The 25,674-nt window shown below is 69.2% G+C and carries 25 protein-coding genes and 3 tRNA genes; 10 read left to right on the forward strand and 18 right to left on the reverse strand.

The window, feature by feature from the left end:
* Positions 1-136 precede the first annotated feature (136 nt).
* A complete protein-coding gene (locus AZL_RS29695) occupies positions 137-937 on the reverse strand; it encodes an SDR family NAD(P)-dependent oxidoreductase (RefSeq protein WP_012978084.1) in 801 nt (266 codons plus the stop codon).
* Between the two features lie 203 nt (positions 938-1,140).
* Between AZL_RS29695 and AZL_RS29700 the strand changes: the two genes are divergently transcribed.
* Both AZL_RS29700 and AZL_RS29705 read left to right on the forward strand, forming a co-directional pair.
* Positions 1,141-2,346 carry a THUMP domain-containing class I SAM-dependent RNA methyltransferase gene (locus tag AZL_RS29700; protein WP_012978085.1) on the forward strand — a complete coding sequence of 402 codons (1,206 nt, stop codon included), beginning with the start codon at positions 1,141-1,143 and terminating at the stop codon, positions 2,344-2,346.
* A 1-nt stretch (position 2,347) separates the two neighbouring features.
* The gene (locus tag AZL_RS29705; protein WP_012978086.1) at positions 2,348-2,776 is read left to right on the forward strand and encodes a DUF2267 domain-containing protein; all 429 of its coding nucleotides are present in this window, start codon (positions 2,348-2,350) and stop codon (positions 2,774-2,776) included.
* 110 nt (positions 2,777-2,886) lie between these two features.
* Here the strand turns inward: AZL_RS29705 and AZL_RS29710 are convergent.
* The 5 genes from AZL_RS29710 to AZL_RS29730 all read right to left on the reverse strand — a co-directional run bounded on the left by AZL_RS29710 (position 2,887) and on the right by AZL_RS29730 (position 4,708).
* A tRNA-Glu gene (locus AZL_RS29710) sits at positions 2,887-2,962 on the reverse strand.
* A 44-nt stretch (positions 2,963-3,006) separates the two neighbouring features.
* A tRNA-Glu gene (locus tag AZL_RS29715) sits at positions 3,007-3,082 on the reverse strand.
* Between the two features lie 67 nt (positions 3,083-3,149).
* A tRNA-Glu gene (locus AZL_RS29720) sits at positions 3,150-3,225 on the reverse strand.
* 43 nt (positions 3,226-3,268) lie between these two features.
* Positions 3,269-4,303, reverse strand: coding sequence for a threonine aldolase family protein (locus tag AZL_RS29725; protein ID WP_012978087.1), 1,035 nt, complete (start codon positions 4,301-4,303; stop codon positions 3,269-3,271).
* Positions 4,304-4,324: 21 nt separating this feature from the next.
* Positions 4,325-4,708 carry a hypothetical protein gene (locus tag AZL_RS29730; protein WP_012978088.1) on the reverse strand — a complete coding sequence of 128 codons (384 nt, stop codon included), beginning with the start codon at positions 4,706-4,708 and terminating at the stop codon, positions 4,325-4,327.
* Positions 4,709-4,760: 52 nt separating this feature from the next.
* Here AZL_RS29730 and AZL_RS29735 point away from each other — a divergent pair, with 52 nt between their 5' ends.
* From AZL_RS29735 to AZL_RS29750, 4 genes are all read left to right on the forward strand, one after another.
* Entirely contained in the window at positions 4,761-5,852 is a 1,092-nt protein-coding gene (locus tag AZL_RS29735) for an RluA family pseudouridine synthase (RefSeq protein ID WP_012978089.1), read from the forward strand.
* 163 nt (positions 5,853-6,015) lie between these two features.
* On the forward strand, positions 6,016-6,906 hold the full coding sequence (gene rpoH / locus AZL_RS29740) for an RNA polymerase sigma factor RpoH (protein WP_012978090.1): 891 nt from the start codon (positions 6,016-6,018) through the stop codon (positions 6,904-6,906).
* Positions 6,907-6,934: 28 nt separating this feature from the next.
* A complete protein-coding gene (locus AZL_RS29745; RefSeq protein ID WP_012978091.1) occupies positions 6,935-7,480 on the forward strand; it encodes a GNAT family N-acetyltransferase in 546 nt (181 codons plus the stop codon).
* 142 nt (positions 7,481-7,622) lie between these two features.
* Positions 7,623-8,666 (forward strand): MarR family winged helix-turn-helix transcriptional regulator, encoded by a 1,044-nt coding sequence (locus tag AZL_RS29750; RefSeq protein WP_042446421.1) that lies wholly within the window; start codon positions 7,623-7,625, stop codon positions 8,664-8,666.
* Between the two features lie 42 nt (positions 8,667-8,708).
* Here the strand turns inward: AZL_RS29750 and AZL_RS29755 are convergent, their stop codons facing one another.
* From AZL_RS29755 to rnk, 5 genes are all read right to left on the reverse strand, one after another.
* Complete coding sequence (locus tag AZL_RS29755; RefSeq protein ID WP_042446424.1) at positions 8,709-9,512, reverse strand: PhzF family phenazine biosynthesis protein; 804 nt, start codon at positions 9,510-9,512, stop codon at positions 8,709-8,711.
* A gap of 65 nt (positions 9,513-9,577) precedes the next feature.
* Entirely contained in the window at positions 9,578-10,606 is a 1,029-nt protein-coding gene (locus AZL_RS29760) for a threo-3-hydroxy-L-aspartate ammonia-lyase (RefSeq protein ID WP_042446425.1), read from the reverse strand.
* A gap of 61 nt (positions 10,607-10,667) precedes the next feature.
* Positions 10,668-11,117: a GNAT family N-acetyltransferase gene (locus AZL_RS29765; protein ID WP_012978095.1), complete on the reverse strand. Its 450-nt coding sequence runs from the start codon at positions 11,115-11,117 to the stop codon at positions 10,668-10,670.
* Between the two features lie 4 nt (positions 11,118-11,121).
* Positions 11,122-11,373, reverse strand: a complete 252-nt coding sequence (locus tag AZL_RS29770) for a DUF1127 domain-containing protein (protein ID WP_247894517.1) — start codon at positions 11,371-11,373, stop codon at positions 11,122-11,124.
* A gap of 454 nt (positions 11,374-11,827) precedes the next feature.
* Positions 11,828-12,250, reverse strand: a complete 423-nt coding sequence (gene rnk, locus AZL_RS29775) for a nucleoside diphosphate kinase regulator (RefSeq protein WP_042446225.1) — start codon at positions 12,248-12,250, stop codon at positions 11,828-11,830.
* 401 nt (positions 12,251-12,651) lie between these two features.
* Here rnk and AZL_RS29780 point away from each other — a divergent pair, with 401 nt between their 5' ends.
* A complete protein-coding gene (locus tag AZL_RS29780; RefSeq protein ID WP_012974334.1) occupies positions 12,652-13,746 on the forward strand; it encodes an ISAs1-like element ISAzs12 family transposase in 1,095 nt (364 codons plus the stop codon).
* Positions 13,747-13,985: 239 nt separating this feature from the next.
* Here the strand turns inward: AZL_RS29780 and AZL_RS36675 are convergent, their stop codons facing one another.
* The 3 genes from AZL_RS36675 to AZL_RS29790 all read right to left on the reverse strand — a co-directional run bounded on the left by AZL_RS36675 (position 13,986) and on the right by AZL_RS29790 (position 17,324).
* Positions 13,986-14,126 (reverse strand): hypothetical protein, encoded by a 141-nt coding sequence (locus AZL_RS36675; RefSeq protein ID WP_173380532.1) that lies wholly within the window; start codon positions 14,124-14,126, stop codon positions 13,986-13,988.
* A gap of 228 nt (positions 14,127-14,354) precedes the next feature.
* Complete coding sequence (locus AZL_RS29785) at positions 14,355-15,773, reverse strand: PLP-dependent aminotransferase family protein (RefSeq protein ID WP_012978099.1); 1,419 nt, start codon at positions 15,771-15,773, stop codon at positions 14,355-14,357.
* A gap of 81 nt (positions 15,774-15,854) precedes the next feature.
* Positions 15,855-17,324 carry an MFS transporter gene (locus AZL_RS29790; protein WP_148219730.1) on the reverse strand — a complete coding sequence of 490 codons (1,470 nt, stop codon included), beginning with the start codon at positions 17,322-17,324 and terminating at the stop codon, positions 15,855-15,857.
* Positions 17,325-17,478: 154 nt separating this feature from the next.
* On the opposite strand from AZL_RS29790, the gene AZL_RS29795 reads away from it, so the two are divergent.
* Positions 17,479-18,384 carry a LysR family transcriptional regulator gene (locus AZL_RS29795; protein WP_012978101.1) on the forward strand — a complete coding sequence of 302 codons (906 nt, stop codon included), beginning with the start codon at positions 17,479-17,481 and terminating at the stop codon, positions 18,382-18,384.
* On the opposite strand, the gene AZL_RS29800 is transcribed toward AZL_RS29795, so the two are convergent.
* Positions 18,375-18,791, reverse strand: coding sequence for a hypothetical protein (locus AZL_RS29800; protein WP_042446227.1), 417 nt, complete (start codon positions 18,789-18,791; stop codon positions 18,375-18,377). The two genes, AZL_RS29795 and AZL_RS29800, sit on opposite strands and share 10 nt — an antisense overlap.
* Before the next feature lie 465 nt (positions 18,792-19,256).
* Here AZL_RS29800 and mgrA point away from each other — a divergent pair, with 465 nt between their 5' ends.
* A complete protein-coding gene (mgrA, locus tag AZL_RS29805) occupies positions 19,257-20,327 on the forward strand; it encodes an L-glyceraldehyde 3-phosphate reductase (RefSeq protein ID WP_012978102.1) in 1,071 nt (356 codons plus the stop codon).
* Between the two features lie 77 nt (positions 20,328-20,404).
* Here the strand turns inward: mgrA and AZL_RS29810 are convergent, their stop codons facing one another.
* Complete coding sequence (locus AZL_RS29810; RefSeq protein WP_012978103.1) at positions 20,405-22,027, reverse strand: inorganic phosphate transporter; 1,623 nt, start codon at positions 22,025-22,027, stop codon at positions 20,405-20,407.
* 493 nt (positions 22,028-22,520) lie between these two features.
* On the reverse strand, positions 22,521-23,636 hold the full coding sequence (locus tag AZL_RS29815) for an NADH:flavin oxidoreductase/NADH oxidase (protein WP_012978104.1): 1,116 nt from the start codon (positions 23,634-23,636) through the stop codon (positions 22,521-22,523).
* Positions 23,637-24,042: 406 nt separating this feature from the next.
* On the opposite strand from AZL_RS29815, the gene AZL_RS29820 reads away from it, so the two are divergent.
* Positions 24,043-24,546, forward strand: coding sequence for a hypothetical protein (locus AZL_RS29820; RefSeq protein ID WP_012978105.1), 504 nt, complete (start codon positions 24,043-24,045; stop codon positions 24,544-24,546).
* Between the two features lie 33 nt (positions 24,547-24,579).
* On the opposite strand, the gene AZL_RS29825 is transcribed toward AZL_RS29820, so the two are convergent.
* Positions 24,580-25,671: a ParA family protein gene (locus AZL_RS29825; RefSeq protein ID WP_148219731.1), complete on the reverse strand. Its 1,092-nt coding sequence runs from the start codon at positions 25,669-25,671 to the stop codon at positions 24,580-24,582.
* Positions 25,672-25,674 lie beyond the last annotated feature (3 nt).

The raw sequence follows: 25,674 nt of genomic DNA on the forward strand, positions 1-25,674 counted from the left end.
CATGCTGTTTTTCTATCCTGCGAAATGCCCCGCCTTATCAGCGGAGGGCGGCCCTTTCCCTTCGCACTATGCAAACACCACCGAGATTGCTTCGCGTTTTGCCAAAATTTCCCTTCGCAACCGCGAAAAAGAACGGTCAACTGTAGAATTGCCCGCCATTCACCTCGATCACTTGGCCAGTGATGTATCCGGCCAGCGTCCTTGAGGCGAGGAACAGGTAGGCACCGACGCAATCCTCGGCTGTTCCCAGCCGCTTCAGCGGAATGCGCGACGCGGTTTGCGACAGTTTGTCCGGGGTGGAGTAGCGTTGGTGAAAATCGGTGTCGATGGTGCCGGGCGATACCGCGTTGACGCGGATGCCGTGCGGCGCCAGCTCGGTCGCCAGCGAGCGGGCGAGGCTGGCCTGGAAGGCCTTGGCGGCGCTGTAGAGCGACGAGCCGGCGCTGCCCCCGGTGCGGCCGGAGATCGAGCCGGTGTTGACGATCACCCCCGCCGACCCGATCAGCGCCGGCAGCGCCGTGCGGCTGGCGACCACCGCCGAGGCGGCGTTCAGGTCGAACTGGCGCTGGAGGAACCCGTCGTCGATGTCGGCCAGCCCGACCCGGCCCAGCATGGTGCCGGCATTGTTGATCAGCACGTCCAGCCCGCCCAGCCGCTCCACCGCCTGTTCCACCACCGCGCGGGTCTGCGCCTTGTCGACGAAGTCGCCGGCCAGCGCCAGCACGTCCGGCCCCGCCCCGGCCCCAATCCGGGCGGCTGCCGCCTCCACCGCCGCCCGGTCGCGGCCATGGATGGCGACGCGGGCGCCGAGCTGGGCGAAGGCCGACGCCACCGCCGCGCCGATGCCGCGGCTGCCGCCGGTGACCAGCACCCGCTTGCCGTGGAAGTCCCGCGCCAGCAGATCGGCGGGCCAACGGGCGGTCTCGGTGACGGTCATGATGGGCGTCCTCCCCCTGGCGGCCGGTGCCGGTCCTGTTCGGACTCGAAAGCCAGCTTGATTGTTCGTGGTCCCATCCGATCATCGGGGGCCGGCGGCCCGGCGTCAACCGCACGCGCATCGAGGGGAATCCGGCGCTCCGGTCCCGACGCCACGCCAGAATCCTGTCGAAGCGCGCACGGCCTTCGGGCTATGTAGGCGGCATGAACACCGACAAAGACAAGTCCGGCCAGACCGGCCCCGCCCAGCCCTTCGAGATCTTCCTGGTGGCGGCCCCCGGCCTGGAATCCGTGCTGTGCGCGGAAGCCTGCGACCGCGGCTTCGCCAACCCGACCGCCGTCAAGGGCGGGGTGACGGTGTCCGGCGGCTGGCCGGAGGTGTGGCGGGCCAATCTGGAGCTGCGCGGCGCCACCCGCGTGCTGGCGCGCATCGCCAGCTTCCGGGCGCTGCATCTGGCCCAGCTGGACAAGCGCGCCCGCCGGGTGCCCTGGGCCGACATCCTGCGCGCCGACGTGCCGGTGCGGGTCGAGGCGTCGTGCAAGGCCTCGCGCATCTATCATGCCGGCGCCGCCGCCCAGCGCATCGAACGCGCCATCGCCGAGGAGCTGGGCGCCCCGGTGGTCAAGGGTCCCAAGAGCCCCGCCAAGACCGGAAAGGACGCATCGGAGGAGGATTCGGCGGCCCAAGCGGGCGCGATCCAGATCAAGGCGCGCATCGACGACGACCTGTGCACCATCAGTGTCGACAGCTCCGGCGAGTCGCTGCACAAGCGCGGCCACAAGGAGGCGGTCAACAAGGCGCCGATGCGCGAGACGCTGGCCGCCCTGTTCCTGCGCCAGTGCGGCTATGACGGACGCGCGCCCGTGGTGGATCCGATGTGCGGATCCGGCACCTTCGTCATCGAGGCGGCCGAGATCGCCGCCGGCCTGAAGCCCGGCCGCTCGCGCGCCTTCGCCTTCGAACAGCTCGCCAGCTTCGACCCCTGCCTGTGGCGAAGCCTGCGCGGCGCCGGCGCGGTGACGCCGCCTTCGGTGCGTTTCTACGGCAGCGACCGCGACGCCGGCGCCATCACCATGAGCCGCGCCAACGCCGAACGCGCCGGGGTGTCGGGCTGGACCGACTTCGCGCATCACGCCATCAGCGACCTGACCCCGCCGGAGGGTCCGCCCGGCCTCGTCATCGTCAACCCGCCCTATGGCGCCCGCATCGGCGAGGGCAAGTCCCTGATCCCGCTCTATCACGCCATGGGCCAGACGCTGCGGACCCGCTTCGCCGGCTGGCGCGTCGGCATCATCACCAACGAGGCGGCCCTGGCCAAGGCGACGGAGCTGCCCTTCGGCGAGGACGGGGTGACGGTGTCGAACGGCGGGATCAAGGTGACGCTGTATCGGACGGAAGTGTTGGGGTGAAATGCCGATCCCGATGGAAATCCAGCATGCGTCGGAGGAGTTCGAGCGTTTCCTGGCCGACGCGCGCGATGTCTCCGCCCTGACGACCCGCAACCAGACCTACACCATGGTGCAGGGGGTGTTGCAGGTCTTCCGACGCCGCCTGTCCTTCGAAGAGGCGATCCGCTTCGCCGGGGTTCTGCCGCCGGTCCTGCGGGCGATCTTCGTGACAGACTGGAATCCCGACGAGCCGCGCCTGGCGTTCGGCGACCGCGCCGCCATGACCCGGGAGGCGCAATCGCTGCGCCGCGACCATAATTTCGCCCCCGACAGCTGCATCGGCGATGTGGCGACGGCCCTGCGCCGCCATGTCGACCGGCAGGCGTTCGACCGCGTCATCGCCACGCTGCCCGAGGGGGCGGCCGAGTTCTGGCGGGTGGGAACCGCGTAGGAGTGGGGTTATGGAGGCGGAAGGGCACCAAAAGCTCACGTCCCATCGCGAAATTCTGCGATGGAAATGCTGCTGAGGGCAGAAAGGTCGGAGCTGTTTCTTATAAGAAATGGCGTCCCCGACGGGAGTCGAACCCGTGTCGCCGCCGTGAAAGGGCGGTGTCCTAGGCCTCTAGACGACGGGGACATTGTGGCTTCAATCCGCGCGAACAAACGCATCCCGCGCGTGGATGGCGTCCCCAAGGGGAGTCGAACCCCTGTTACCGCCGTGAGAGGGCGGTGTCCTAGGCCTCTAGACGATGGGGACGTCTGGTCCCGATGATTGTCGCGGCGGTGGAGGCTGCCACCGGCCGCGCGACCCAACCCGGAAAGGTTGGCGTCCCCAAGGGGAGTCGAACCCCTGTTACCGCCGTGAGAGGGCGGTGTCCTAGGCCTCTAGACGATGGGGACGTCATCGGCGTGGGCGGCTTTCTAGCGAAGCCCGTCCCACTGATCAAGCCTTTTCTTGCGGTCCGCGCAAAATAGCCAGCAAACCGTCCACCGCCGCCGCCGGGGTGTCGAACGCCGTCACGAAGCGAGCGGTGCCGTCGTCCCAGCGGTAGAAGCCGTAACCGGCCGCCTCCAGCGCCTCGGTGTAAGCGCCCGGCAGGCGGACGAACAGCTCGTTGGCCTCCACCGGGTGGGCCAGCTCGACGCCGGGCAGCCGGGTCAGCCCGGCCGCCAGACGGTCGGCCATGGCGTTGGCATGGGCGGCCAGACGCAGCCACAGCCCATCCTCCAGCCATGCGTCGAGCTGCGCCGACAGGAAACGCTGCTTCGACACCAGATGGCCGCCGCGCTTGCGGCCGAAACCGAAATCCTCGGCCATCGCCGGGTTGAAGAACACCACCGCCTCGGCGGCGAGGCAGCCGCCCTTGGTGCCGCCCAGCGTCAGCACGTCCACCCCGGCCCGCCACGTCACCTCGGCGGGCGCGCAGCCCAGCCGGGCGATGGCGTTGGCGAAACGGGCGCCGTCCATATGCACGGCCATGCCGTTGGAATGGGCGGCCTCGACCAGCGCCTCGACCTCCGCCGGGCTGTAGACGGTGCCGGCCTCCGTCGCCTGGGTCAGGCTGAGGGCGGCGGGCTGCACCCGGTGGACGACGCCGACGCCGGCCCTGGCGACATGGCGCAGCACCGAATCGGGCGTCAGCTTGCCATGGGCGCCGGCCAGCGGCACCAGCTTGGCGCCGCCGGTGAAGAATTCCGGGGCGCCGCATTCGTCGACGGTGATGTGGGAGTCGTCATGGCACAGCACGGCGCCATAGGGCGGCACCAGCGCCGACAACGCCAGCGCGTTGGCCGCCGTGCCGGTGGCGACCGGGAAGACCGCGACCTCGGTTTCGAAGACCGCGCACAGCCGCCCGGTCAGCCGCCGGGTCCACGGATCGGCGCCATAGGGGGCGGCGGTGCCGGACGCGGCGGAGGCCAGCGCCGTCATCACCTGCGGGGCGGCGCCGGCGACGTTGTCGCTGCGGAAATCATGCATGGTCGCGAATCCTGGTGGTTCTCAGGGTGCCGCTGGGGATTCCAGCGAGGATGCCGGCGACGACGACGGCTTGCCGGCGATGACGATGGCGGTGACGGTGGCGTCACGCGGGTCCATCAGATAGAGCCGGTCCGGCTCCTGCGGCACCGCGACCTTGAACACCAGATGGTTGCCCTTCATCGCGATCTCGCCGATGCGGGCGCCGGCGGGAAGGTCGAGCGTCACCTCGATCGGGCGGGTGGCCTGGCTGTCGGGCGGCGGTGCCGTCGCGACGGCCTTGGCCGGTCCGGTCAGGGAGCCACGGGAGGGGTCCGACATCCGCTTGTACAGCTCCACCCCGAGAAAAGTGAAGCCGGCGACGATCAGAACGCCCATGATGACGACGAGTGCCTTGAGGATCTGCACGGTTTGGGGTCCACTCCCGGACGATTGAAACAGGACGCGACACGCACGCCCGATGGCTGACGATATTCCCGCCGATCACGACGCCGATTTCGACGCAGCTTTCGACGCCGATTTCGACGCCGATCCAGACGATGAACGTGACGGTCCCGGTCCGAAGACCAGCCCCGCCGAAACGCTGACCTATCGCATCCCCGACACGGCGGCGGGGCAGCGGCTGGACAAGGCGCTGTCCGCCGGCCTGCCGGACCTGTCGCGGTCGCGCGTCCAGGCCCTGCTGGAACAGGGCTGCGTGCGCGGCGACGGACGGACGATAACGGACCCGTCCCAAAGGGTCAAATATGGGCAGATTTTCGAACTGCGCATGCCGGGAAGCGCAGCCGCCGAACCGCTGCCGCAGGACATCCCGCTCGACGTGGTGTATGAGGACGCCGACGTGCTGGTGGTCGACAAGCCGGCCGGGCTGGTGGTGCATCCCGCCGCCGGCAACCCGGACGGCACGCTGGTCAACGCCCTGCTGGCCCATTGCGGCGACAGCCTGTCCGGCATCGGCGGGGTGCGGCGGCCGGGAATCGTCCACCGGCTGGACAAGGACACCAGCGGCCTGATGGTGGTCGCCAAGAACGACCGCGCCCACCACGGCCTTTCCGACCAGTTCTCCGACCGCACCCTCAGCCGCACCTATCTGGCGCTGGTCTGGGGCGTGCCCAACCCGACGCAGGGCCGGATCGAGGGCAACATCGGCCGCAGCAGCGCCGACCGCAAGAAGATGGCGGTGGTCACCGGCGGCGGCAAACCGGCGGGCACCAAATATCGCGTGGTCAAGAGCTTCGGCATGGCCGCCTCGCTGGTCGAATGCGTGCTGGAGACCGGGCGCACCCACCAGATCCGCGTCCATCTGACCCATATCGGCCATCCGCTGGTCGGCGATCCGCTCTACGGCCGCGGCCGCTCCGGCCGCCCGGGCGGCAAATTCGCCTCGCTGCTGCCCGAGGCAGCGCGCGGCCTCCTCACCGGCTTTCCGCGTCAGGCGCTGCACGCCGCCGCCCTGACCTTCCGTCATCCGGTTAGTGGCGAAATTGTGGCATTCCGCTCCTCAATTCCGGCGGACATTCATGAACTAATTGTCACCCTGGAGTCGTTTTAAAACGGTACACCGTGAAATGTTTCTTGGTTAGACTCCCCGTCAACGGCGTGGTTCCGCCGTCCACTCATTGCGGGTGGCCTGTGGAACCCGCACCGGAGAACGGCGGTGTGCGCATGAATTCATGTCCGCGCGCATCGGCCGTCAGAGAGGGGGTTTTAGAGCCATGGCGACGGGGTCCAACCTTCCGGCGATCGGGTCCGAGAGCAATCTGTCCCGCTATCTCCAGGAGATTCGCAAGTTCCCGATGCTGGAGCCGGAACGGGAATACATGCTGGCCAAGCGCTGGCAGCAGCACGAGGATTCCGGCGCCGCCCACCAGCTCGTCACCAGCCATCTGCGGCTGGTGGCCAAGATCGCCATGGGCTATCGCGGCTACGGCCTGCCGCTGTCGGAGCTGATCTCCGAAGGCAATGTCGGCATGATGCAGGCGGTCAAGCGCTTCGATCCCGACCGCGGCTTCCGGCTGGCGACCTACGCCATGTGGTGGATCCGCGCGGCGATCCAGGAATACATCCTGCACAGCTGGTCGCTGGTGAAGATGGGCACCACCGCCGCCCAGAAGAAGCTGTTCTTCAACCTGCGCCGGCTGAAGGGCCAGATGCAGGCGATCGAGGAGGGCGACCTGTCGCCCGAACAGGTCCAGGCCATCGCCACCAAGCTGGACGTGCCGGAACAGGACGTCGTCAACATGAACCGGCGGCTGGCCAGCCCCGACCATTCGCTGAACGCGCCGCTGCGGGCGGAGAGCGAGGGCGAATGGCAGGATTTCCTGGTGGACGAGAGCGCCAGCCAGGAGATCGCGCTGGCCGACCGCGAGGAGCTGGGCAAGCGCCGCAAGCTGCTGGTGGAGGCCATGACCGGGTTGAACGAGCGCGAACGCGACATCCTGACCGAACGCCGCCTGCGCGAGGCGCCGACGACGCTGGAGGATCTGTCGCAGAAATACGGCATCAGCCGCGAGCGCGTCCGCCAGATCGAGGTGCGCGCCTTCGAAAAGCTGCAGAAGGCGATCAAGGCCGCCGCGCTGGACCTGAAGATGGAGACGGAGGCGTAAGGGGAGGCCCCCTCGCCGCGACAGAGTCATGATGGGAATGATGCAGGATAGCGAAGTCACGCTCGCGGTCGTCGATCCGGGCGAGCTGCCGGCTTTCAAACGGCAGATGGCGGACGCCTTCGCGGTGGCGGTGATCGAGGAGTTCGGCGCCGTGACGGAGGGCTCGATCCCGGACGCCGCGGATCTCGACCACTCCATGGAGTCGCCGGGTGCCGTGGTGCTGCACATCCTGTGCGGCGGCGAAAAGGTCGGCGGCGCCGTCGTGGTGATCGACGACGAGACCCAGAGCAATTCCCTGGATCTCTTCTTCATCTCATCGCGGGAGCATGGCCGCGGCCTGGGCTTCAAGGCCTGGACGGCCATCGAGCGGAGGTATCCCGAAACCCGCGTCTGGCAGACCCACACGCCCTATTTCGAGAAGCGCAACATCCATTTCTACGTCAACAAATGCGGCTTCAGGATCGTCGAGTTCTACAGCGACCGTCACCCGGACCCGCATTCCCCCGGCCCGTCCGGCCTGCCCGGCGGCGGTGAGATGTTCCGCTTCGAAAAGGTCATGGAAGGCCGTCCCTGACCCGGTTCGCCGCTCTTTACAAACCGCCCCGCCGCGCGGATAGTTGCATCATACAACTTCATGCGGAGGGGTCCTCATGCCAGCGCCTGCCATGCCGATGCCCAGCCGGCCCGCCGCCCAGTCCGAACCGGCGCGCTCCGAAATGGCGCAGCTGGAGAAGGCGGTGCCGTCGATCCGCGACGCGTCGCGCCGGATGGTCCGCGAACTGGGATTCATGAAGCCCACCCTGGCCGGCACCGACCTGCCGCCCTCTGCCGTCCATGCCCTGATCGAGATCGGCGGGGAGGGCGGCCTGACCGCCAGCGATCTTTGCGAAAGGCTGGGGCTGGAGAAATCGAGCGTCAGCCGGATGCTGCGCAAGCTGATCGACAACGGCGCGCTGGCGGAGGCGGGCGGCGACGGCGACGGGCGGGTGAAACGGCTGACCCTGACCGCCCAGGGCCGGGGGACGCTGGCCGCCATCGACGCCTTCGCCAGCGACCGGGTTGCCGGCGCGCTCGCCTGCCTGCCGCCCGGCGGGCCCGCCATGGTGAGGGAGGGCCTGCGGCTCTATGCCGACGCCCTGCGGATCCGCCGTACCGGCCAGCCGGGACCGGACATCCCCGCCCCGCCGGTGCGGATCGAGGAGGGGTATCGCCCCGGCCTGATCGGCCGCATGGTGGAGATGCAGGCGCGCTTCTATGCCGACGCCCACGGCTTCGGCCCGCTGTTCGAAAGCCGGGTGGCGGCCGGGCTGGCGGAGTTCGCGCCGCGACTCGACCGTCCCGGCAACGCCGTGTGGGCGGCGCTGGACGGTGAGCGCATCGTCGGCGGCATCGCCATCGACGGCGAGGATCTGGCCGCAGAAGCCCCGGGCCAAGGCTCCTGCCCTCCCCACTCCTCCCCTCCGGGTGGCATCGCCCATCTGCGCTGGTTCATCATCGAGGATGGCCGGCGGGGCGGCGGGCTGGGCCGCCGGCTGCTGGACGGGGCCCTCGCCTTCGCCGACCGGGCCGGCTTCGCCGAAACCCGGCTGTGGACCTTCAGCGGATTGGATGCGGCGCGCCGGCTCTATGAGGCGGCCGGCTTCGTCCTGACCGACGAGCGGCCGGGCGACCAGTGGGGCAGCCGGGTCCTCGAACAATGCTTCACCCGCCGCCGGCCGAAGGAGGCGAGTTGCACATTCTCTTGCCGCAAGGTGCCGTAGGAGAACAGCGGCACCGGATCGTCAGCCATGGCCGTCGCCCCCCTACAGCAGGATCGAGCCTTCGAGATAGAGCACCGCCTGCCCGCCGATCCGCACCCGGTCGCCGGCCAGTTCGCACAGCAGGTCGCCGCCGCGGGCAGAGACCTGACGCGCCCTCAGCACGCTCTTGCCCAGCCGCTCCGCCCAATAGGGGGTGAGCATGCAGTGGGTGGAACCGGTGACCGGATCCTCCGGAATGCCCTGGGCCGGGGCGAACAGCCGCGACACGAAATCGACCCCGTCTTCGCCCAAACCATCGCCGGGTGCCGTGACGCAGACGGCGAACGGGTCGAGTTCCGACAGCAGCGCCATGTCCGGCGCCAGCGCCCGCACCGCGTCCGCCGACTCGTAGACGACCAGATAGTCGCGCCCGCTCAGGATCGCGGCCGGCGCCGGTCCGCCCAGCGCCGCCAGCAGCTTGGGGTCGGGGCTCTCCGCCGGCTTGGGCGGGCGGTTGGGGAAGTCCAGGGTGTAACGGTCGCCGTCGCGGGTGACGGTCAGCGTGCCGGCCTGCCGGGTGGCGAAATCCATATGGGCGCGGCCCGGCTCCAGGATGGTGGAGATGACGAAGGCGGTGGCCAGCGTCGCGTGGCCGCACAGCTCGACCTCGACCACCGGGGTGAACCAGCGCAGCTCGAACCCATCCCCGGAGCGGATGAAGAAGGCGGTTTCCGCCAGATTGTTCTCCGCCGCGATGGCCTGGAGTTGGGCATCGGGCAGCCAGACCTCCAGCGGCACCACCGCCGCCGGGTTGCCGGCGAAGACGCGGTCGGTGAAGGCGTCGACCTGATAGATGGGCAGGCGCATGGCTTTCCCGGTCATGGATAGGGATCCCTTACGTCTTGGGGGAAGATGATGCGGCGGAGGGGCGGTCAGGCCGCCTGGACCAACGACGCGAAGCGGGCGAGATCGACATTGCCGCCGGTGACGACGATGCCGACGCGCTTGCCGCGGACATCGAACTTGCCGGACAGCACGGCGGCGGCGGCGAGGCAGCCGGTCGGCTCGACCAGCATCTTCATCCGGCCGGCGAAGAAGCGCATCGCCTCGACCAGTTCGCCGTCGGTGACGGTGACGATGTCGTCGACCAGCCGCCGCAGCACCGGGAAGGTCAGCTGGCCGACCGCGCGGCTCTGGGCGCCGTCGGCGATGGTCTTCGGCGCGTCGATGCGGACGATGGCGCCGCTGCGCAGGCTCCGCTGGGCGTCGTTGCCGGCCTCGGGCTCGACCCCGACGACGCGGCAGCCGGGATTCAGCGTCTTGGCGGCGACCACGCAGCCGGACAGCAGCCCGCCGCCGCCGGTCGGCACCACCAGCAGGTCGAGCGGCCCGCCGGTCTCCCCGGCCTCCTCGATCAGCTCCTTGGCGACGGTGCCCTGGCCGGCCATCACGTGGGGATGGTCGAAGGGCGGGACCAGCACGCCGCCCCGCTCCTCCAGCACGCGGGCGACGGCGGCGTCGGGCGGCTCGGCATAGCGGTCGTACAGCACCACGTCGGCGCCATAGCCGCGCGTCGCCGCCAGCTTGGCCGCCGGGGCGTCCTCCGGCATGACGAGGGTGGACTTCACCCTCAGCATCGACGCCGCCAGCGCCAGCGCCTGGGCATGGTTGCCCGACGAATAGGCGACGACGCCCAGCGCGCGCTGGACCGGGGTGAAGCGCGACACCGCGTTGTAGGCGCCGCGGATCTTGAAGGCGCCGGTGCGCTGGAAATTCTCGCATTTGAACAGCAGCTCGCCGCCGGTCAGCGTGTCGGCGGTGCGGCTGGTCATCACCGGCGTGCGGTGGGCGACGCCGGCGATCCGCTCCGCCGCCCCGGCGACGTCGGCATAGCAGATGGCGAGGCCGGCGGTATCGATCCCGCTGTCGGTGGCGCTTTTGGCCGAGCTGTTGGCGATCATGTCGGGCATGGCAGCGGTGCTCCCCCCCTTGTCTCAAGTCCGGAATCCTGATTCCGGAGGCTCATTCCAGATCGGTGAACAGGAAGGCGTGGTTGTGCCGCGTCAGACCGGCCGTCTCGTAGAAGGTGATGGCGCCGGGCGCGGACAGCAGCATGCACATGGTGCCCGGCCCCACCGCGTCGCGGGTGCGCCGCATCAGCTCCTTGCCGATGCCGCGCCCCTGTAGGGCGCGGTCGACGGCGAGGTCGGACAGATAGCAGCAGAAGACGAAGTCGGTGATCGAGCGGGCGACGCCGACCAGCCGGCCCTCGGCCCTCGCGGTGACGGTCAGGCCGGCGTTGCGCAGCATCGCCTCCACCCGCGGGCGGTCGCCCACGGGCCGGCGTTCGGCCAGCCCGGAGCGTTCCAGGACGTCGATGAACTCGTCCGCGGTCAGGTCCGGTTCGACCGCGTACTGGATTTGCACGGATTCATGCTGAACGGATTGGTCTTGAACGGATTCGTCGGCCATCGTCTCATCCCCGCCAGAACGGCTTCGACACCTCGTGATCCACCTGGGACCGGCTGAGGCCGATGTCCTTCAGCAGATGGTCGTCGAGCCCCATCAACGCATTGCGTTGTTTGCGCCGTTCCAGCACGGAAAACAACACATCGAGCAGATGCCAGACCGGGCGCCGGGTGACGCGGGCGACGCGGTTGGCGGCCGGAACGGCGCCCTGGGCTGCCGTGGGAATGCCGGAACTGCGGGTCACGTCGGTGTGGCGCATGGGATCCTCCATACTCTGGCGCACATTGCTCGAACAATCGAGACAATCAGGATTATGAAGATGAAATCGGCGGGGTCAAACGGAACATTGTCACCATTACATTTCCGATATCGGATGTATCTTTTCGGCCACAGGAGCGATCTTGTGCCGCGGCATGCTGAAAGGGACAAGGACGGGGAAAGCGGACAACGCGATGGAAGGCGCGAGTCCACTGGGTTTTGAACGCGTCCGCCGCTGGCGGCGGGAATGCTGGGCACGCCGACGAAGCGTTCATCACCACAAGGGGTACAATCAGCCGCCTCGAAATGAGTTGTCACGCCAAACAGTCAGCATCACACGAGGTTGGAGACCATCTCCCGGCGCCAGGCTCCAGGGCCGTCGCCCTGATTGTCGTTCCGCGGGTTCCGGGAGGCCCCCGGACCCGCGGCGATGCGGTCACTCTTCGGACCGCAGGTCACGCGGCGATGGCGCCCCCGTCCACACCGGGACGCTCGACGGCCAGAACGGTGAGAATCTTCGCCTCGCCCTCCCGCGTGTACCATGTGATGGACTGCCCTTCCGCAACGCCGATGAGGGCCGCGCCAATGGGAGTCAGCACCGACACCCGGCAGGCCGCGAGATCGGCGTCACGCGGATAAACCAGGGTGACGGTCCGCTCCTGTCCGGTCACCTCGTCCCGGAACGCCACGCGCGCGCCCATCGTGACCACGCCCGTCGCGAGTTCGCCCTCCTCGATCACCGCGGCGCGCTCCAGTTCGACCGTCAGGTACGCGTAGACCTCGGGCAGCCTCTCGGAAACGGCCTCGACCAGGGCCGAGAGGCGGTCATGGTCGGTGGCGGTCAGCAGGATGGGCGGAAACTGGTCCGTCGGACGCATCAGGGTCTTCCTTCGCTTTTCTCGGCATGCGCAACCGGCCGCCGGGCGGCGCCCCCCGGTGGGCGCCTCCTCGGTCATGCGGCGGTTGCACGTTATGAACCCGCGACCGCAGGGAGGCGGTTCGAGCGGTTCTCTTGGATTGGGAGAGTGTGTCGGCCCCGGACGGTCCGGGAGCCTTGCCTCAGGCGACCAGATCCGGGGCGAGCGAGCCCGCGTGAACGCGGCCTGCACGCAGGAGGTTACGGATATGGCGGGGCGGCGGTGTCATGGTTCCTGGAGCTTGGACAGGTTCGCTCTGGAATTCAAGGCTTACCCCAGGGGAATCGCATACGGAAAAGCCTTGCCATTCCTATCGGATTTGATTCTACCCGGCGGACCGATTTGGGCGTTGGGGGAACGAGATGGAAGGGTTCAAAGCGTGCTTTGGAGCGCTGGACGATCCACGACGGGGCAATGCTCGTCAACACGACCTTCATGAAATGCTGATGATCGCTCTCTGCACGTTCCTGTGCGGTGGGCGAACCTGCATCGACATGGCGGAGTTCGCTGACGAACGTCAGGAGTTTCTGGGCGAATTCCTCACCTTAAAGGGCGGTCCGCCATCGCACGATACCTTCAGCCGGCTGTTTCGTCTCCTTGATCCCAAGCAGTTTCAGGCCTGTTTCCGCACCTTCATGGACCGCTTTGCCGAGACCTGCCAGGGCGTCATCGCCATCGACGGCAAGGCGCTGCGGCGCTCCTTCGATACGGCGAGTGCTAAGTCGCCCCTGCACATGGTCAGCGCCTGGGGGTGCGAGCAGCGTCTGGTGCTCGCTCAGATCGCCACCGACGCCAAGTCCAACGAAATCACCGCCGTGCCCACGTTGTTGGAGATGCTGGCGCTCAAAGGGACCATCGTGACCGTCGACGCGCTCAACTGCCAGCGCGACATCGCCCAGAAAATCATCGATCGGAAGGGCGACTACGCCTTGGCGCTCAAAGGCAATCAGGGCACGCTCCATGCTGACGTGAGCCTGTTTCTCGACGATCCCGAGACCACGACCACCACCAGCCACACCACCGTTGATGGCGATCATGGCCGCATTGAGACCCGTACCAGCGTCGTCTCCACCGACATTACCTGGCTCCAGGCCATTCACCAATGGCCTGGGCTGGCGGCCATCGGCAAGGTGGTCCGTACCCGCGAAACCCCGGCCAAGACGACGACGGAGACCGCCTACTACCTGTTCAGCACGCCGCTCTCCGCCGAACGCTGCGGTGAGGTCGTCCGCGCCCATTGGGGCGTGGAGAACAGCCTGCATTGGCGCCTCGACGTCACCATGAACGAGGATCAAGCCCGTAACCGCAAGGACAACGGCCCCGAAAACCTCGCCGTCCTCCGGCACCTCGCCATCAACCTCGTCTCAAAGGATGCTTCCAAGGGGTCTACCCGCGTCAAGCTGCTGCGAGCCGCCTGGAATTCCGCCTTCCTCCGAAAACTGCTCGCCCAAATCTGATATGCGATTGCCCTGAGGCTTACCCGATCATGACGCAGGGTAAAGACGCCAGGTCAACGGGACGCGGCGGTTGCCCCTCTCTCCCCCCTTGGGGAGAGGGCCGGCGCGCTTCGCGCGCCATCTTCCGGGAGTTCGCCGGGATCGCGCCTTGAGCCTCGCCAAGGCCCGATCCAACCATGGTGACAAGGCTTCGATATCCGAGGCCTCGACCGTGGCTCAAGGGTTTGGTCGGCGGGCGCTTACGGTCCGCCGGTCTCGTTGTTCTTCTTCGCTCGCTCCTTCTTCGCCTGATCGTGATGCCACTTGACGGCGAAGAACATGCCGGTGCCCAACACGATGATCTTGAACGGAAAGAAGACCAAAGGGAACCAATCATACATTTTGGACATCTCCAAGCTGTGAGCCCATGGCGTCGCCAGAGGACCCTGACGGCGGTCAGGTCGGGTGCCGGTCTTCGCCTGCGGGCGGAATCCAGGTCGGCGGCAGGGGACGGCATCACGCGGTCCCGCGGGAGGCGCCGGCAAGCATTGACTGCATTCAATATGTAATTGTATGCCCCGATGAGACCGGCAATGTCAACCAGAATGCAGGCAATATGCCGTCGGGAGTCATACAACCATGGAGGACATGGCGGGTGTCTCGGCCAGAAGGTCAGCCAATTGCCGCAACGCCTCGCGCAGATCCTCGCGGTCCTTCGGAACGCCGAGCGCGACACGGACAGCCTCCGGCGGCGTCGACACGGCGAAGGCATCGCTGCCGACGATCCCGACCCCCGTCCCGCGCAGGCGCGCGATGAACTCGCCGCGGGTCCACTCGCCGGGCAGCCCCAGCCATAGGTGAAAGGCGCAAGGGCTGGCCGCGACCGCCCCCGGCGGCAGCGTTTCCCTCGCAATCGCCTGCCGCGCCGCCGTCTCCCGCCTGATGCCCGCGACGATGCCCGCCGCCGTGCCATTGTCGATCCAGCGTGTCGCCAGCGCCGTGGTCAGCGGCGAGGCCATGCCCGTCGTCGCCCGCACCGCCGCGGCCAGCCGGGAAAGCTGCCGGGGTTCGGCCACGGCGAGATAGGCGATGCGGAGTGCCGGTGAGACCGATTTGGCCAGACCGGAGACATGGAAGACGCACTCGGGCGCCAGCGCCGCCAGAGGAGGAGGCGCATCGGGCGCCAAGGCGCCGTAGGCGTCATCCTCGATGATGCGCACGTCATGGCGGCGCGCGATGGCCGCCAACGCCTCGCGCCGTTCGAGCGGCAGCGTCGCCGTGGTGGGATTGTGCAAGGTCGGGGTGCAATAGAGCGCCTTGGGGCGATGGGTCCGGCACGCCTCCTCGAAGGCATCCGGCAGCAGGCCGTCGCCGTCCATGGCCAGTGGCGCGAGCCGCAGCCGCAGATGCGCCGCCAAGCTGCGGAAGCCCGGATAGGTCAGCGCCTCGCAACACACCACGTCGCCCGGCTCGCACAGGACGCTGAGCAAGGCGAGCAAGGCGCCCTGTGCGCCCGCGCAGACCAGCACCCGCTCCGGGGGCACGGCCAGCCGGCCCTCCAGCCAACGCGCTCCGGCCTGACGGTCGGCCCGACCGCCGCCGACCTGCTGGTAGCGAAGCAGCAGGTCCGGCTCCAGTTCCGCCGCGAAGGCGGCCATGTCGTGCCGAAGGGCGTCCCGCAAGCCCGGCCCGATCGGCAGAGGCGGCGCGTTCATCTGGAGATCGGCGGGACGCGCCGCCTGCCGGGGGTCGGGCGACGGTTCGGGCGGCAGCGGCGATGCCGCGCGGTTCGCCCGAACGAAAGTGCCCTGGCCGACGCGCCCCTCCACCAGACCGCGTCGGGCCGCCTCGGCATAGGCGCGCGTGATGGTCGTGACATCGACGCCCAGCTTCCCGGCAAGGAGACGCTGCGGCGGCAGGCGGGTGCCCTGTGTGACGCGCCCGGCCCGAATGTCCTCCTCCAGCGCATCGGCGATGGAACGGTACAGCGGGCCTGCCGAGCGATCGATGCTCGGCACCCACACCACGTCGTCAACGGAGCGCGACATGCCTCACCCTCATCCACATACAATATGGCAGTGTAGCCCCTCATTGCATGCAGGCAAAGCGATTGTCATGGCGGCATCGTCTCAGCCACGGCGCGCCGGAGGAGCCGCCCGCCGAAGCACGCCCCAGGCGATGGCGAGCGCCACGGCGATCAGCGCGGCGGCGACGGCGAAGGTCATGCGGGTGCCCGCCGCGACGGCGTCGGGCGCCGCCGACACGGCATCCGTCCCCACCCCCAGCGCGAACACCATTCCCATCACCGAGGCGCCGGTCACCAGCCCCAGATTGCGCGAGAGGTTGAGCAGCCCCGACACCAGGCCGCGCCGGTCCGCCTCCAGGCCCGACATCACCGCCGTGTTGTTGGCGGCCTGGAACTGCGCATAGCCGGCGGTGACGATGACCAGCGGCCCGACATAGCCGGCCACGCCGAGCGTCGCCGGCAGCAGTGCCAGCAGCACGCATCCGACCGTCGCCATCGCCAGCCCCAGGCCCGTCATGCCGGCGGTGCCGAAGCGGTCGACCAGCCGGCCCGCCGGCACGCCGGTCAGCGCCGACACCACCGGCCCGGCCGACATGGCCAGACCGACCATCGCCGCCTCCAGCCCGAGGGCGCGGGACAGATGGAAGGGGCCGACCACCAGCGTCGCCATCATCACCGTCGCCACCAGCATGTTCATCAGCAGCCGGCCGCCCAGCGCCCGGTCGCCCGATATACGGCCGCCCGATGTCCGGCTGCCCAGCAGCTCCAACCGCAGCAGCGGCGACGCCGTCCGCGCCTCCACCAGCAGGAACAGCCCCAGCCCGCCCGCCGCCGCCAGCAGCAGCGCCGGAACCGGCAGGCCGAACCCGCCGGTCATCGCCAGGGCATAGGCCGCCAGCGTCAGGGCGAGGATCAGAGTGCCGGGACCGTCGAAGCGCCCGCGCGCCCCGCCCGCCTCCACCCGGTCGGCCGACAGGCCGTGCCGCACCAGCAGGAAGGCCGCCGCCCCCGGCGGCACGGTGACGAGGAAGATCGCCGGCCAGCCGAAGGCCGCGATCAGAGCGCCGCCCAACGTCGGGCCGAGCGCGGTGCCGAGCGCCGACATGGTCCCCATCAGCCCCATGGCCCGGCCGATCCGCGCCTTGGGAACCGCATCGCCGACGAAGGCGGTGGCGAGCGCCATCATCGCCGCCGCCCCCAGCCCCTGCACCGCCCGCGCCGCGATCAGCATCCACAGGCTGGACGCGGCACCGGCCAGGGCGGAGGCCGCCGTGAACAGGGCGATCCCCAGCAGCAGCAGGCGCCGCCGCCCGACGATGTCCCCCAGCCGCCCCACCCCGACGATCAGGGTGGTGATCGACAGCAGATAGGCCAGCACCACCCATTGCACCTCGCGGAACGGCACCGCGAAGACCTGCGCCAGCGCCGGCAGCCCGACATTGGCGATGCTGATGCCGAGCGAGGACAGCAGCACCGTCAGCGCCAGCCCCGCCAGTCCCCAGCGCACCGTTGCGCCCGCCACCAGCGCGGCGTCGTCCGCGCCGCCGTCCCCCCGTGCGATCCCTTTCCTCATCACGCCCCTCCTTCTCCAAGACAGGCGCAAAGGCTAGGGCCGGAGCGGGACCGGGCGGAACGCGCAGCGGTCGCATTGTATCCGTGCATCCGACGCCATGTCGGGACGGCGCCGGCAAGTGCGGTCCATGCTATGCCCATGCTATCCTCGGCGCATGACCATCCCCGACCTCAACATGCTGATCACGCTCGACGCCCTGCTGGCGGAAGGCAGCGTCGCCGGTGCCGCGCGGCGGCTGCGCCTCAGCCCGTCGGCGATGAGCCGGGCGCTGGCCCGGCTGCGCGCGGCGACCGGCGACCCGCTGCTGGTCAGGGCCGGGCGCGGCCTCGTCCCGACGCCGCGCGCGGTCGAGCTGCGCGACCAGGTGCGCCATCTGGTGCGGGAGGCGGAGGCGGCGCTGCGGCCGGCGGAGAACCTCGATCTGGGCCAACTCGTCCGAACCTTCACCCTGCGGACCAGCGACGGCTTCGTCGAGAGCTACGGCCCGGCCCTGCTCACCCTGGTCGCCGATGAGGCTCCCGGCGTCCGCATCCGCTTCCTGCCGAAGACGGACAAGGACAGCGGCCCGCTGCGCGACGGTTCGGTCGATCTGGAAACCGGGGTGGTCGGCAAGGACAGCGGGCCGGAATTGCGGGTCCAGGCGCTGTTCCACGACCGCTTCATCGGCGTCGTGCGACCCGGCCACCCCCTGGGTGCCGGCGAGGTCACCGCCGCCCGCTTCGCCGCCGGCCGGCATGTGCTGGTGTCGCGTCGGGGCGACGACCGCGGGCTGGTGGACGAGGCGCTGGAGCGGCTGGGGCTGGAACGCCGCGTGATGGCGACGGTCGGCGGCTTCGCCGCCGCCCTGGCGCTGGTGCGCGGCACCGACCTGATCGTCAGCCTGCCCGACCGCCACACCGCCGGCCTGCGCCACGGCCTCCACGGCTTCGCCCTGCCCTTTCCGGCACCGGAGATCACCGTCTCGCTGCTGTGGCACCCGCGGCTGGACGCCGACCCGGCCCATCGCTGGCTGCGCGGCCGCGTGCGGACGGTCTGCGCTCCCCTTGGCCGCTACCCCTGACCGGTGGCCGCTCTCGCATCCAGATATTCCAGCGATCTGGTCAGCCATCGGCGATCCAGGGTCTCTCCCTGAGCCGCGAAGCGGTTGGACAGGTTTTTCAGGTAATCGGAGGTTATCGCCCCCTTCAGCGCTCCGCCCTCGCGCTCCAGGCCGATCTGGCCGATGAAGCTGTTGGCCGGGCATTCCACGCGGTTGCCATTCTCGTCGCACGGCATGCCGAGCTTGTCGAAGTGATAGCCGGTGGCCTTGGTCAGCATTTCCTTGTCCGCGCTGCTGAGGTAATAGCCGACCCCCCACACCGGGGCCTCGCCGGGCGGGGCGGGCGGCGGCGAACGCGGGCTGTCGTCCCACGAGGTTGGCCTGCTCTCCTGCTGCTTCAGCAGGCCGCCCAGAGTCCGGGAGGACAAAGTCGGGGACGCCGGGGACGGGGAGGACGGCGCGGGGACGGATGACCCACCGGCGGATTGGCGGGAACTCCCGTCCCGCTCACCGCCGCCGTCCGCCGGGTGCGTCACGGAGCATGTCATGTCCGCGCCCGGCGCGCGAGCCGCCGCGAACGGATTGGCGGGTTTGTAAACGCTTCCTTGTGCATAGACCTGTATCGACATCATCGGACACCTTTCCCACGGCGGCTTTCTCAACCTTGGGAAGCAACCCTCATGCCATGCCCGCATCTCCTGGCTTTCACGCTCTTGCGCCGCTGGCGGCGACCGTCCGCCCCGTCCGATGGCGCGAACGCCCTGCAATACCTGCCGGGGGGCGGCAGTTTCTTCCGCCGTCACGAACCCGGCCTATCCGGTCGGAACGATTGCGCCCGGCTCCATTGCCGCCCTATGCTGATATATCACTAAGAATCACATCGGGAGACCGCCATGGAACCGCCCTACCTCGCCGACGACCATCGTTACGAGACGATGAGCTACCGCCGCACCGGGCGCAGCGGGCTCGACCTGCCGGCCATCTCGCTGGGGCTGTGGCAGAATTTCGGCGGCGCCGACGTGTTCGCCACCGGGCGCGCCGTGCTGCGCCGGGCCTTCGACCGTGGCGTCACCCATTTCGACCTCGCCAACAATTACGGCCCGCCTCCCGGCTCGGCCGAGGAGAATTTCGGCCGCATCCTCGCCACCGACTTCCGCCCCTACCGCGACCAGATGGTCATCTCGACCAAGGCCGGCTACGACATGTGGCCTGGCCCCTACGGCAACTGGGGGTCCCGCAAATATCTGGTCTCCAGCCTGGACCAGAGCCTGAAGCGGATGGGGCTCGATTACGTCGATATCTTCTATTCGCACCGCGTCGATCCCCGCACCCCGCTGGAGGAGACGATGGGGGCGCTCGACCATGTCGTGCGCCAGGGCAAGGCGCTCCATGTCGGCATCTCCTCCTACTCGCCGGAGATGACGCGGCGGGCGGCCGGCATCCTGCGCCAGCTCGGCACGCCCTGCCTGATCCACCAGCCCTCCTACTCGCTGCTGAACCGCTGGGTGGAGGGCGATGGCGAAGGTGAAGGCAAGGGCGGCGGGCTGCTCGACACGCTGGACGATCTCGGCATGGGTTGCATCGCCTTCTCGCCGCTGGCCCAGGGCATGCTGACCGACAAGTATCTGGGGGGCCGCCCCGCCGACGCCCGCGCCGCCAAGGGCGGGTCCCTCAAGCCGGACTTCCTGTCGCCGGAGAATCTGGAGCGCATCCGCGCGCTGGACGCCATCGCCCGACGGCGCGGCCAGACGCTGGCGCAGATGGCCATCGCCTGGGTCCTGCGCGACCCGCGCGTGACCTCCGCCCTGATCGGCGCGCGCAACGTCGGGCAGCTCGACAATTCGCTGGACGCGCTGAACAATCCGTCCTTCACGGCGGCGGAGCTGGCGGAGATCGACAGCCACGCCGTCGCCGACGCCGGCATCAACCTGTGGAGCGCCTCCTCCGCCGCCGAGGCCGGCTGAACACGTGACGGGACGGGGCCCGCGGACAGGAGGCGGGCCCCGTCCCATCGGTTGCGAGGCCCGTCCGGCCGCGGCGTTCAGAACAGATGACGGAGGAGATAGTACAGCAGGCCGGCCAGGGTGATGGCGGCCGGCAGGGTCAACACCCAGGCCATCGCCATGCTGCGCACGGTGCTCCATCGCAGGCCCGATCCGTTCGCCGCCATGGTGCCGGCGACGCCGCTCGACAGGATGTGGGTGGTCGAAACCGGCAGCCCATACACCTCCGCCAGCCCGATGGTGCCGGCGGCGACCAGCTCGGCCGATGCGCCCTGGGCATAGGCCAGATGCTGCTTGCCGATCCGCTCGCCAACGGTGACGACGATGCGGCGCCAGCCGACCATGGTGCCGAGCCCGAGCGCCACCGCGACCGAGAACTTCACCCAGTCGGGAATGAAGCGGGTGCCGGCGTTCAGCGCCTCCTGATAGGATTTCAGGGTGGCCGCCTCGGCCTCGGGAAGGGTGGCCCCGGCCTTGGGCAACAGGCGGACGGCATCGGCCGCCAGATACATGTCGTTGCGCATGTTGGACGTCGCTTCGGCCGGAACATGCTTGATAGCGCCGTAATTCCGCACGCCCTGCGCGATGTCGGCGGACAGCACGGCCAGCGCGCCATAGACCTCCGGCCGGTTCAGCTCCTTCGTCCGCAAGGCGTCTCCCACCAGCCGCCTCGCCTCTTCCGCCGAGGCCGGCCGCCGCCCGTCCGAATGAGACCGCAGGATCGCTTCGGCCCGGTGGGTCGTCTCGATGAAGGCGGGGGTGGTGCTGTCGGGCATGGTGCGGTTCAGCGCATAGGCGGTGGGCACCGCACCGATCAGGATCAGCATGATCAGCCCCATGCCCTTCTGCCCGTCATTGCCGCCATGGGCGAAGGACACCGCGGTGCAGGTCAGGATCAGCAGGCCGCGGATCCACAGCGGCGGCGGATGGTTGGGATCGGCCGGCTCGAACAGGCGCCGGTTGCGGACCGCCCGCTTCAGGACCAGCAGCAGCAGGGCGGCCAGGACGAAGCCCATCACCGGGCTGAACAGCAGGGCCCGCAGCACCCCGAGGGCCTGCGCCCAATCGACGCCCGAGGTCGCCTGCCCGTCCGGCGCCATCAGCTGGTTGGCGAGACCGACCCCGATGACCGAGCCGATCAGGGCATGGGAGGAGCTGTTCGGCAGTCCGAGCGCCCAGGTTCCCAGATTCCAGATGATGGCGGCGATCAGCAGGGCGAAGATCATGGCATAGCCGGCGCTGCCGCCGACCTGAAGGATCAGCTCCACCGGCAGCAGCGTGATGACGCTGTAGGCCACGGCTCCCGATGAGAGCAGCACGCCCAGGAAGTTGAAGGCGCCCGACCAGACCACCGCCAGCACCGGCGGCATGCTGTGGGTGTAGATGACGGTCGCCACCGCGTTGGCAGTGTCGTGGAAGCCATTGACGAATTCGAAACCCAGCGCGATCAGCAGCGCCAGGGCGAGAAGCAGGAAGGCCCCGACCGCCAGCGGCGGCTGGTCGACCCGCTGGAGGTCGGTGACGAAGCCATGGACCGCATAGCCGAGACCGGCGGCCAACAGGATCAGGAACGCCACCGGCACGGCGTAATGCGGTTTCTGGTGAAGATTCGGACCGGAGGCCGGCGACGAGGCGCCAGACGGCAATATGGTGTCCGACATGGTCGTGCTCGCTGTTCGAGAGGATCAAGCCATCTAGCCGAAACAACCGGAATGCGACCCGTGGCGCGGCCATCGCTTAACGGGCGGCCCCCGGCACCGGTTGCCGCCGTCACCAAATCTTCATCGAACAGTCACCCGGCGGAGAGCGGGCGTCGGAGGGACTCTGATCAAGCCGCATCCCGCGGGCGCCCACGGCTATCGCATTTGACACCCTCTCCCGCCCCGGGAGAGGGCACGTAACCGACGGCCAAAGGCCGGACGACCGCAACGCGGTCGTAGGTGAAGTGCGGTCGCGAGACTTGCGAGCGACCTCGGGGCCCAAGCGCAGCTTGGGAAGGGTGAGGGGTGATCCAAGGAACCATGCGGTTCGGGCCTCTTGGTCTACCCCTCACCCTCCCCGCCTTTGGCGGGTCCCCTCCCTCTCCCGGGACGGGAGAGGGCAATTCTTGTCAAATGCGATAACCCTGCGCGGGCGCCCATGCGAGCGCGACCATCAGTCCGCCGTGGCGCCATCGGTGGCGCGATAGCGTTCCAGCCAATGGGCGTAGGGCGCCGGCAGCACCCAGGAGGGGCGCTCGACGCCCAACTCCTTGGCGGCACGGTAGGGGTAATGCGGATCGGCCAGATGGGCGCGGCCGATCATCACCAGATCGAGCTGCCCATCGGCGACGGTGCGGTCGGCGATCCTCGGCGCGTCGATGCCCCAGGCCGCGGCCACCGGCAGCTCCGCCTCGCGCCGCACCCGTTCAGCCACCGGCGCCAGGAAGGCCGGCCCCCACGGAACCCGCGCGTCGGGGGTGGAGAAGCCGACACTGACGCTCAGCATGTCCAGCCCGCCGACGCGCAGGTTGCGGGTGAGCTCGATCGACTCGGCCAGCGTCTCCTCGTCGCGCCCGTCATACTCGATGACGCCGAAGCGGGCGGTCAGCGGCAGGTTCTCCGGCCACACCGCCCGCACCGCCGCCAGTGTCTCCAGCAGGAAGCGGCTGCGCCCGGCCAGATCGCCGCCATACTGGTCGGTGCGCCTGTTGGCATGGACCGAGAAGAAGCTCTGGCCGAGATAGCCATGGGCGAAATGCAGTTCCAGCCACTTGAAGCCGGCGTCGCGGGCGCGCACGGCGGCGGCCACGAAATCGGCGCGGACGCGGGCGATGTCGTCCAGGGTCATCGCCCTCGGCAGCTTGGGCAGGTGATGGCCGAAGGCGACGGCCGACGGCGAGATCGTCTCCCAGCCGCGCGGATCGTCCGCGGCGATGTGGTCATCGCCCTCCCACGGGCGGTTGGCGCTGGCCTTGCGCCCGGCATGGCCGATCTGGATGCCGGGGACGGCGCCGGCCGCGGCGATGGAGGCGGCGATGCGCGCCATCCCCTCGGCCTGGGCGTCGGTCCACAGGCCGGTGCAACCCGGCGTGATGCGGCCCTCCGGCGACACCGCCGTCGCCTCGACGATCACCAGGCCGGCGCCGCCGCGGGCGAGGCCGGGATAATGGGCGAGATGCCAGTCGGTGACGGCGCCATCGACGGCGCTGTACTGGCACATCGGCGGAACCGCGATGCGGTTGCGCAGGGTGACGTCCTTCAGCGTGAAGGGCGTGAACAGAGCGGACATGCGAATTCCCGTCTCGATGGTGGCGATGGCGGCGGAGCGAGAAGAAGGGGGGTGCCCCGCCCTCCCCGGCCGCGCGTCCGGGGAGATTTATGGTCCGCCCAAGCCTCAGCCAACCCGCCCAGCCGGCAAACGCCCCGCCATCGCCGCATGGCTGCGGCCAGCGTTGCGCAGGCGTTTCAGCCCGAAGCCGGCCCCGAGCCGACCAGCATGTTCGAGCCCACCGGCATATTTTTCCGGTTTCACGGCAAAACTCCGCCCAGCCGGATCGGCGCCTCATGCCGGCAATCAACACCTATAAGATGCATCCCCCTTGAAAAAGCGCCTGTTTCGTCGCCGCGCGTGATGACACCGGCGATGGCATGCGGATTGCTTATCTCAGGTTGTTGCCAACCGTGGAGACTTCGCCATGACCAGCGTCGCCAGCGCCGGCTCCCAGCCGGGAACCCCCTATCGGCTACCCAGCGGGACGGTCTTCACCATGACCGGCGCCGTCAGGGCGTCGGCCGAACTGACGGCGCAGGTCCGTGCCGACGACACCGCCTTCCAGAAACAGATGAAGGCGTCCAGCGATCCGGACGCGGTCGATCCGGGCGTCACCGGCGGAAACCGCGCGGTCCAGGCGCACACGGTGTTCCGCCAGGGCGGGCGGGTGGTCGCCGCGGTGTGGCGGGACGGCCAGACCCTGATGACCAACGGCATCTCCGCCGGCATTGACTGGACCTCGCTCCAGGCGCGCACCGCCGGCATGGCCGACGACCGTCGCCGCGACGCCATCGCCGACGCCATCGCCGGCAAGCTCGGCCAGTCCGCCCAGGTCCAGCGCTATGGCGAAGCCGGAGCGGCGCCGGCCCGCGGCCTGATCCTGGACGAGATGAACGCCACCAACATCAAGGCGCGCGGCGGCCGGTAGGCCGCCCTGCGCCCGGCACGGATCCCGGCGGCGTCATCCCCCCAGCCCGAGCAGCCTGCCGAGGATCGGCTGCCCGACGGCCGCCCCCAGCGCGAAGCCGCCGGCCAGCCCGACCACCAGCCCGACCAGCCCGGCCCGCATTCCCGCGCCGCCGCCGGACCGCGCCCCGGCGCGCTCGGCCTGCCGCACCCCGTTCCCGCCGCCCGACGGCTCGTCGCCCTCGTCGAGCGACGACGCGCGCCGCGCGCTGTAGGAGGTGTCGGTCGCCTCGTGCCAGGAGCGGATGCGCTCCAGCGCCGGCTTCAGCTGCGCCTCGTCGGGGGCGGCGCCCCGGCCATGGACGATCTCCCAGGCCAGCGCGGCGAAGCGGGCGGTGGTCCGCCCTTCCGGCGTGAAGATCGCCGCCGGCATGCGGCGATAGGTCGCCTTCACCACATCGACGTCATAGGGGAAGGCGGTGCGGAACATCAGGTTGGGAAACTCGCCGCGCACCTGGGTCAGCGAGTCGCGGCCGACATCGTCGTTGGTGATCGACAGCATCAGGATGCCGGCCAGCGTCAGGCCGGGATTCAGCCCGTTCTGGATATGCTCCACCACCTGCAACGTGCGCCGCAGCCCGTCCAGCGCGTAGCGGCCGGGGAAGACCGGCACGATCAGCCGGTCGGATGCCGCCAGCGCCCCGGCCGCCAGATGGCCGAGAGCCGGCGGGCAGTCGATGACGACGTAGTCCGGCGGGTTGCGCGAGAAATGCAGCGCCTTGCGCAAGCCCCGCTGCGAGCCGCCACGGCTGTCCAGCGCATGTTCCAGCGAATAGAGCTTGCGCGCGCCGACGATCATCGACAGCCCGTCGAAGGCGGTCGGGGTGATCGCATCCTCGACGAAGGTCTCCTGCCGCAGCAGGTCGTTGATGCCGACCTTCGCCTTGTCGCGCAGCAGGAAGTTGCTGGTGGCACTGCTCTGCGGGTCGAAATCGATCAGCACGACGCTCTTGCCCAGCGCCGCCAGCGCCAGCGCGAGATTGACCGAGGTGGTCGTCTTGCCGACGCCGCCCTTCTGGTTGTAGACCGACAAAATGGTCGGCTGCCGTGTCTCCGGCATGTCGAAGACGTCTTCGTGACTGGTCATATC

The sequence above is a fragment of the Azospirillum sp. B510 genome, assembly GCF_000010725.1.
In the GTDB taxonomy this organism is placed as follows: domain Bacteria; phylum Pseudomonadota; class Alphaproteobacteria; order Azospirillales; family Azospirillaceae; genus Azospirillum; species Azospirillum lipoferum_B.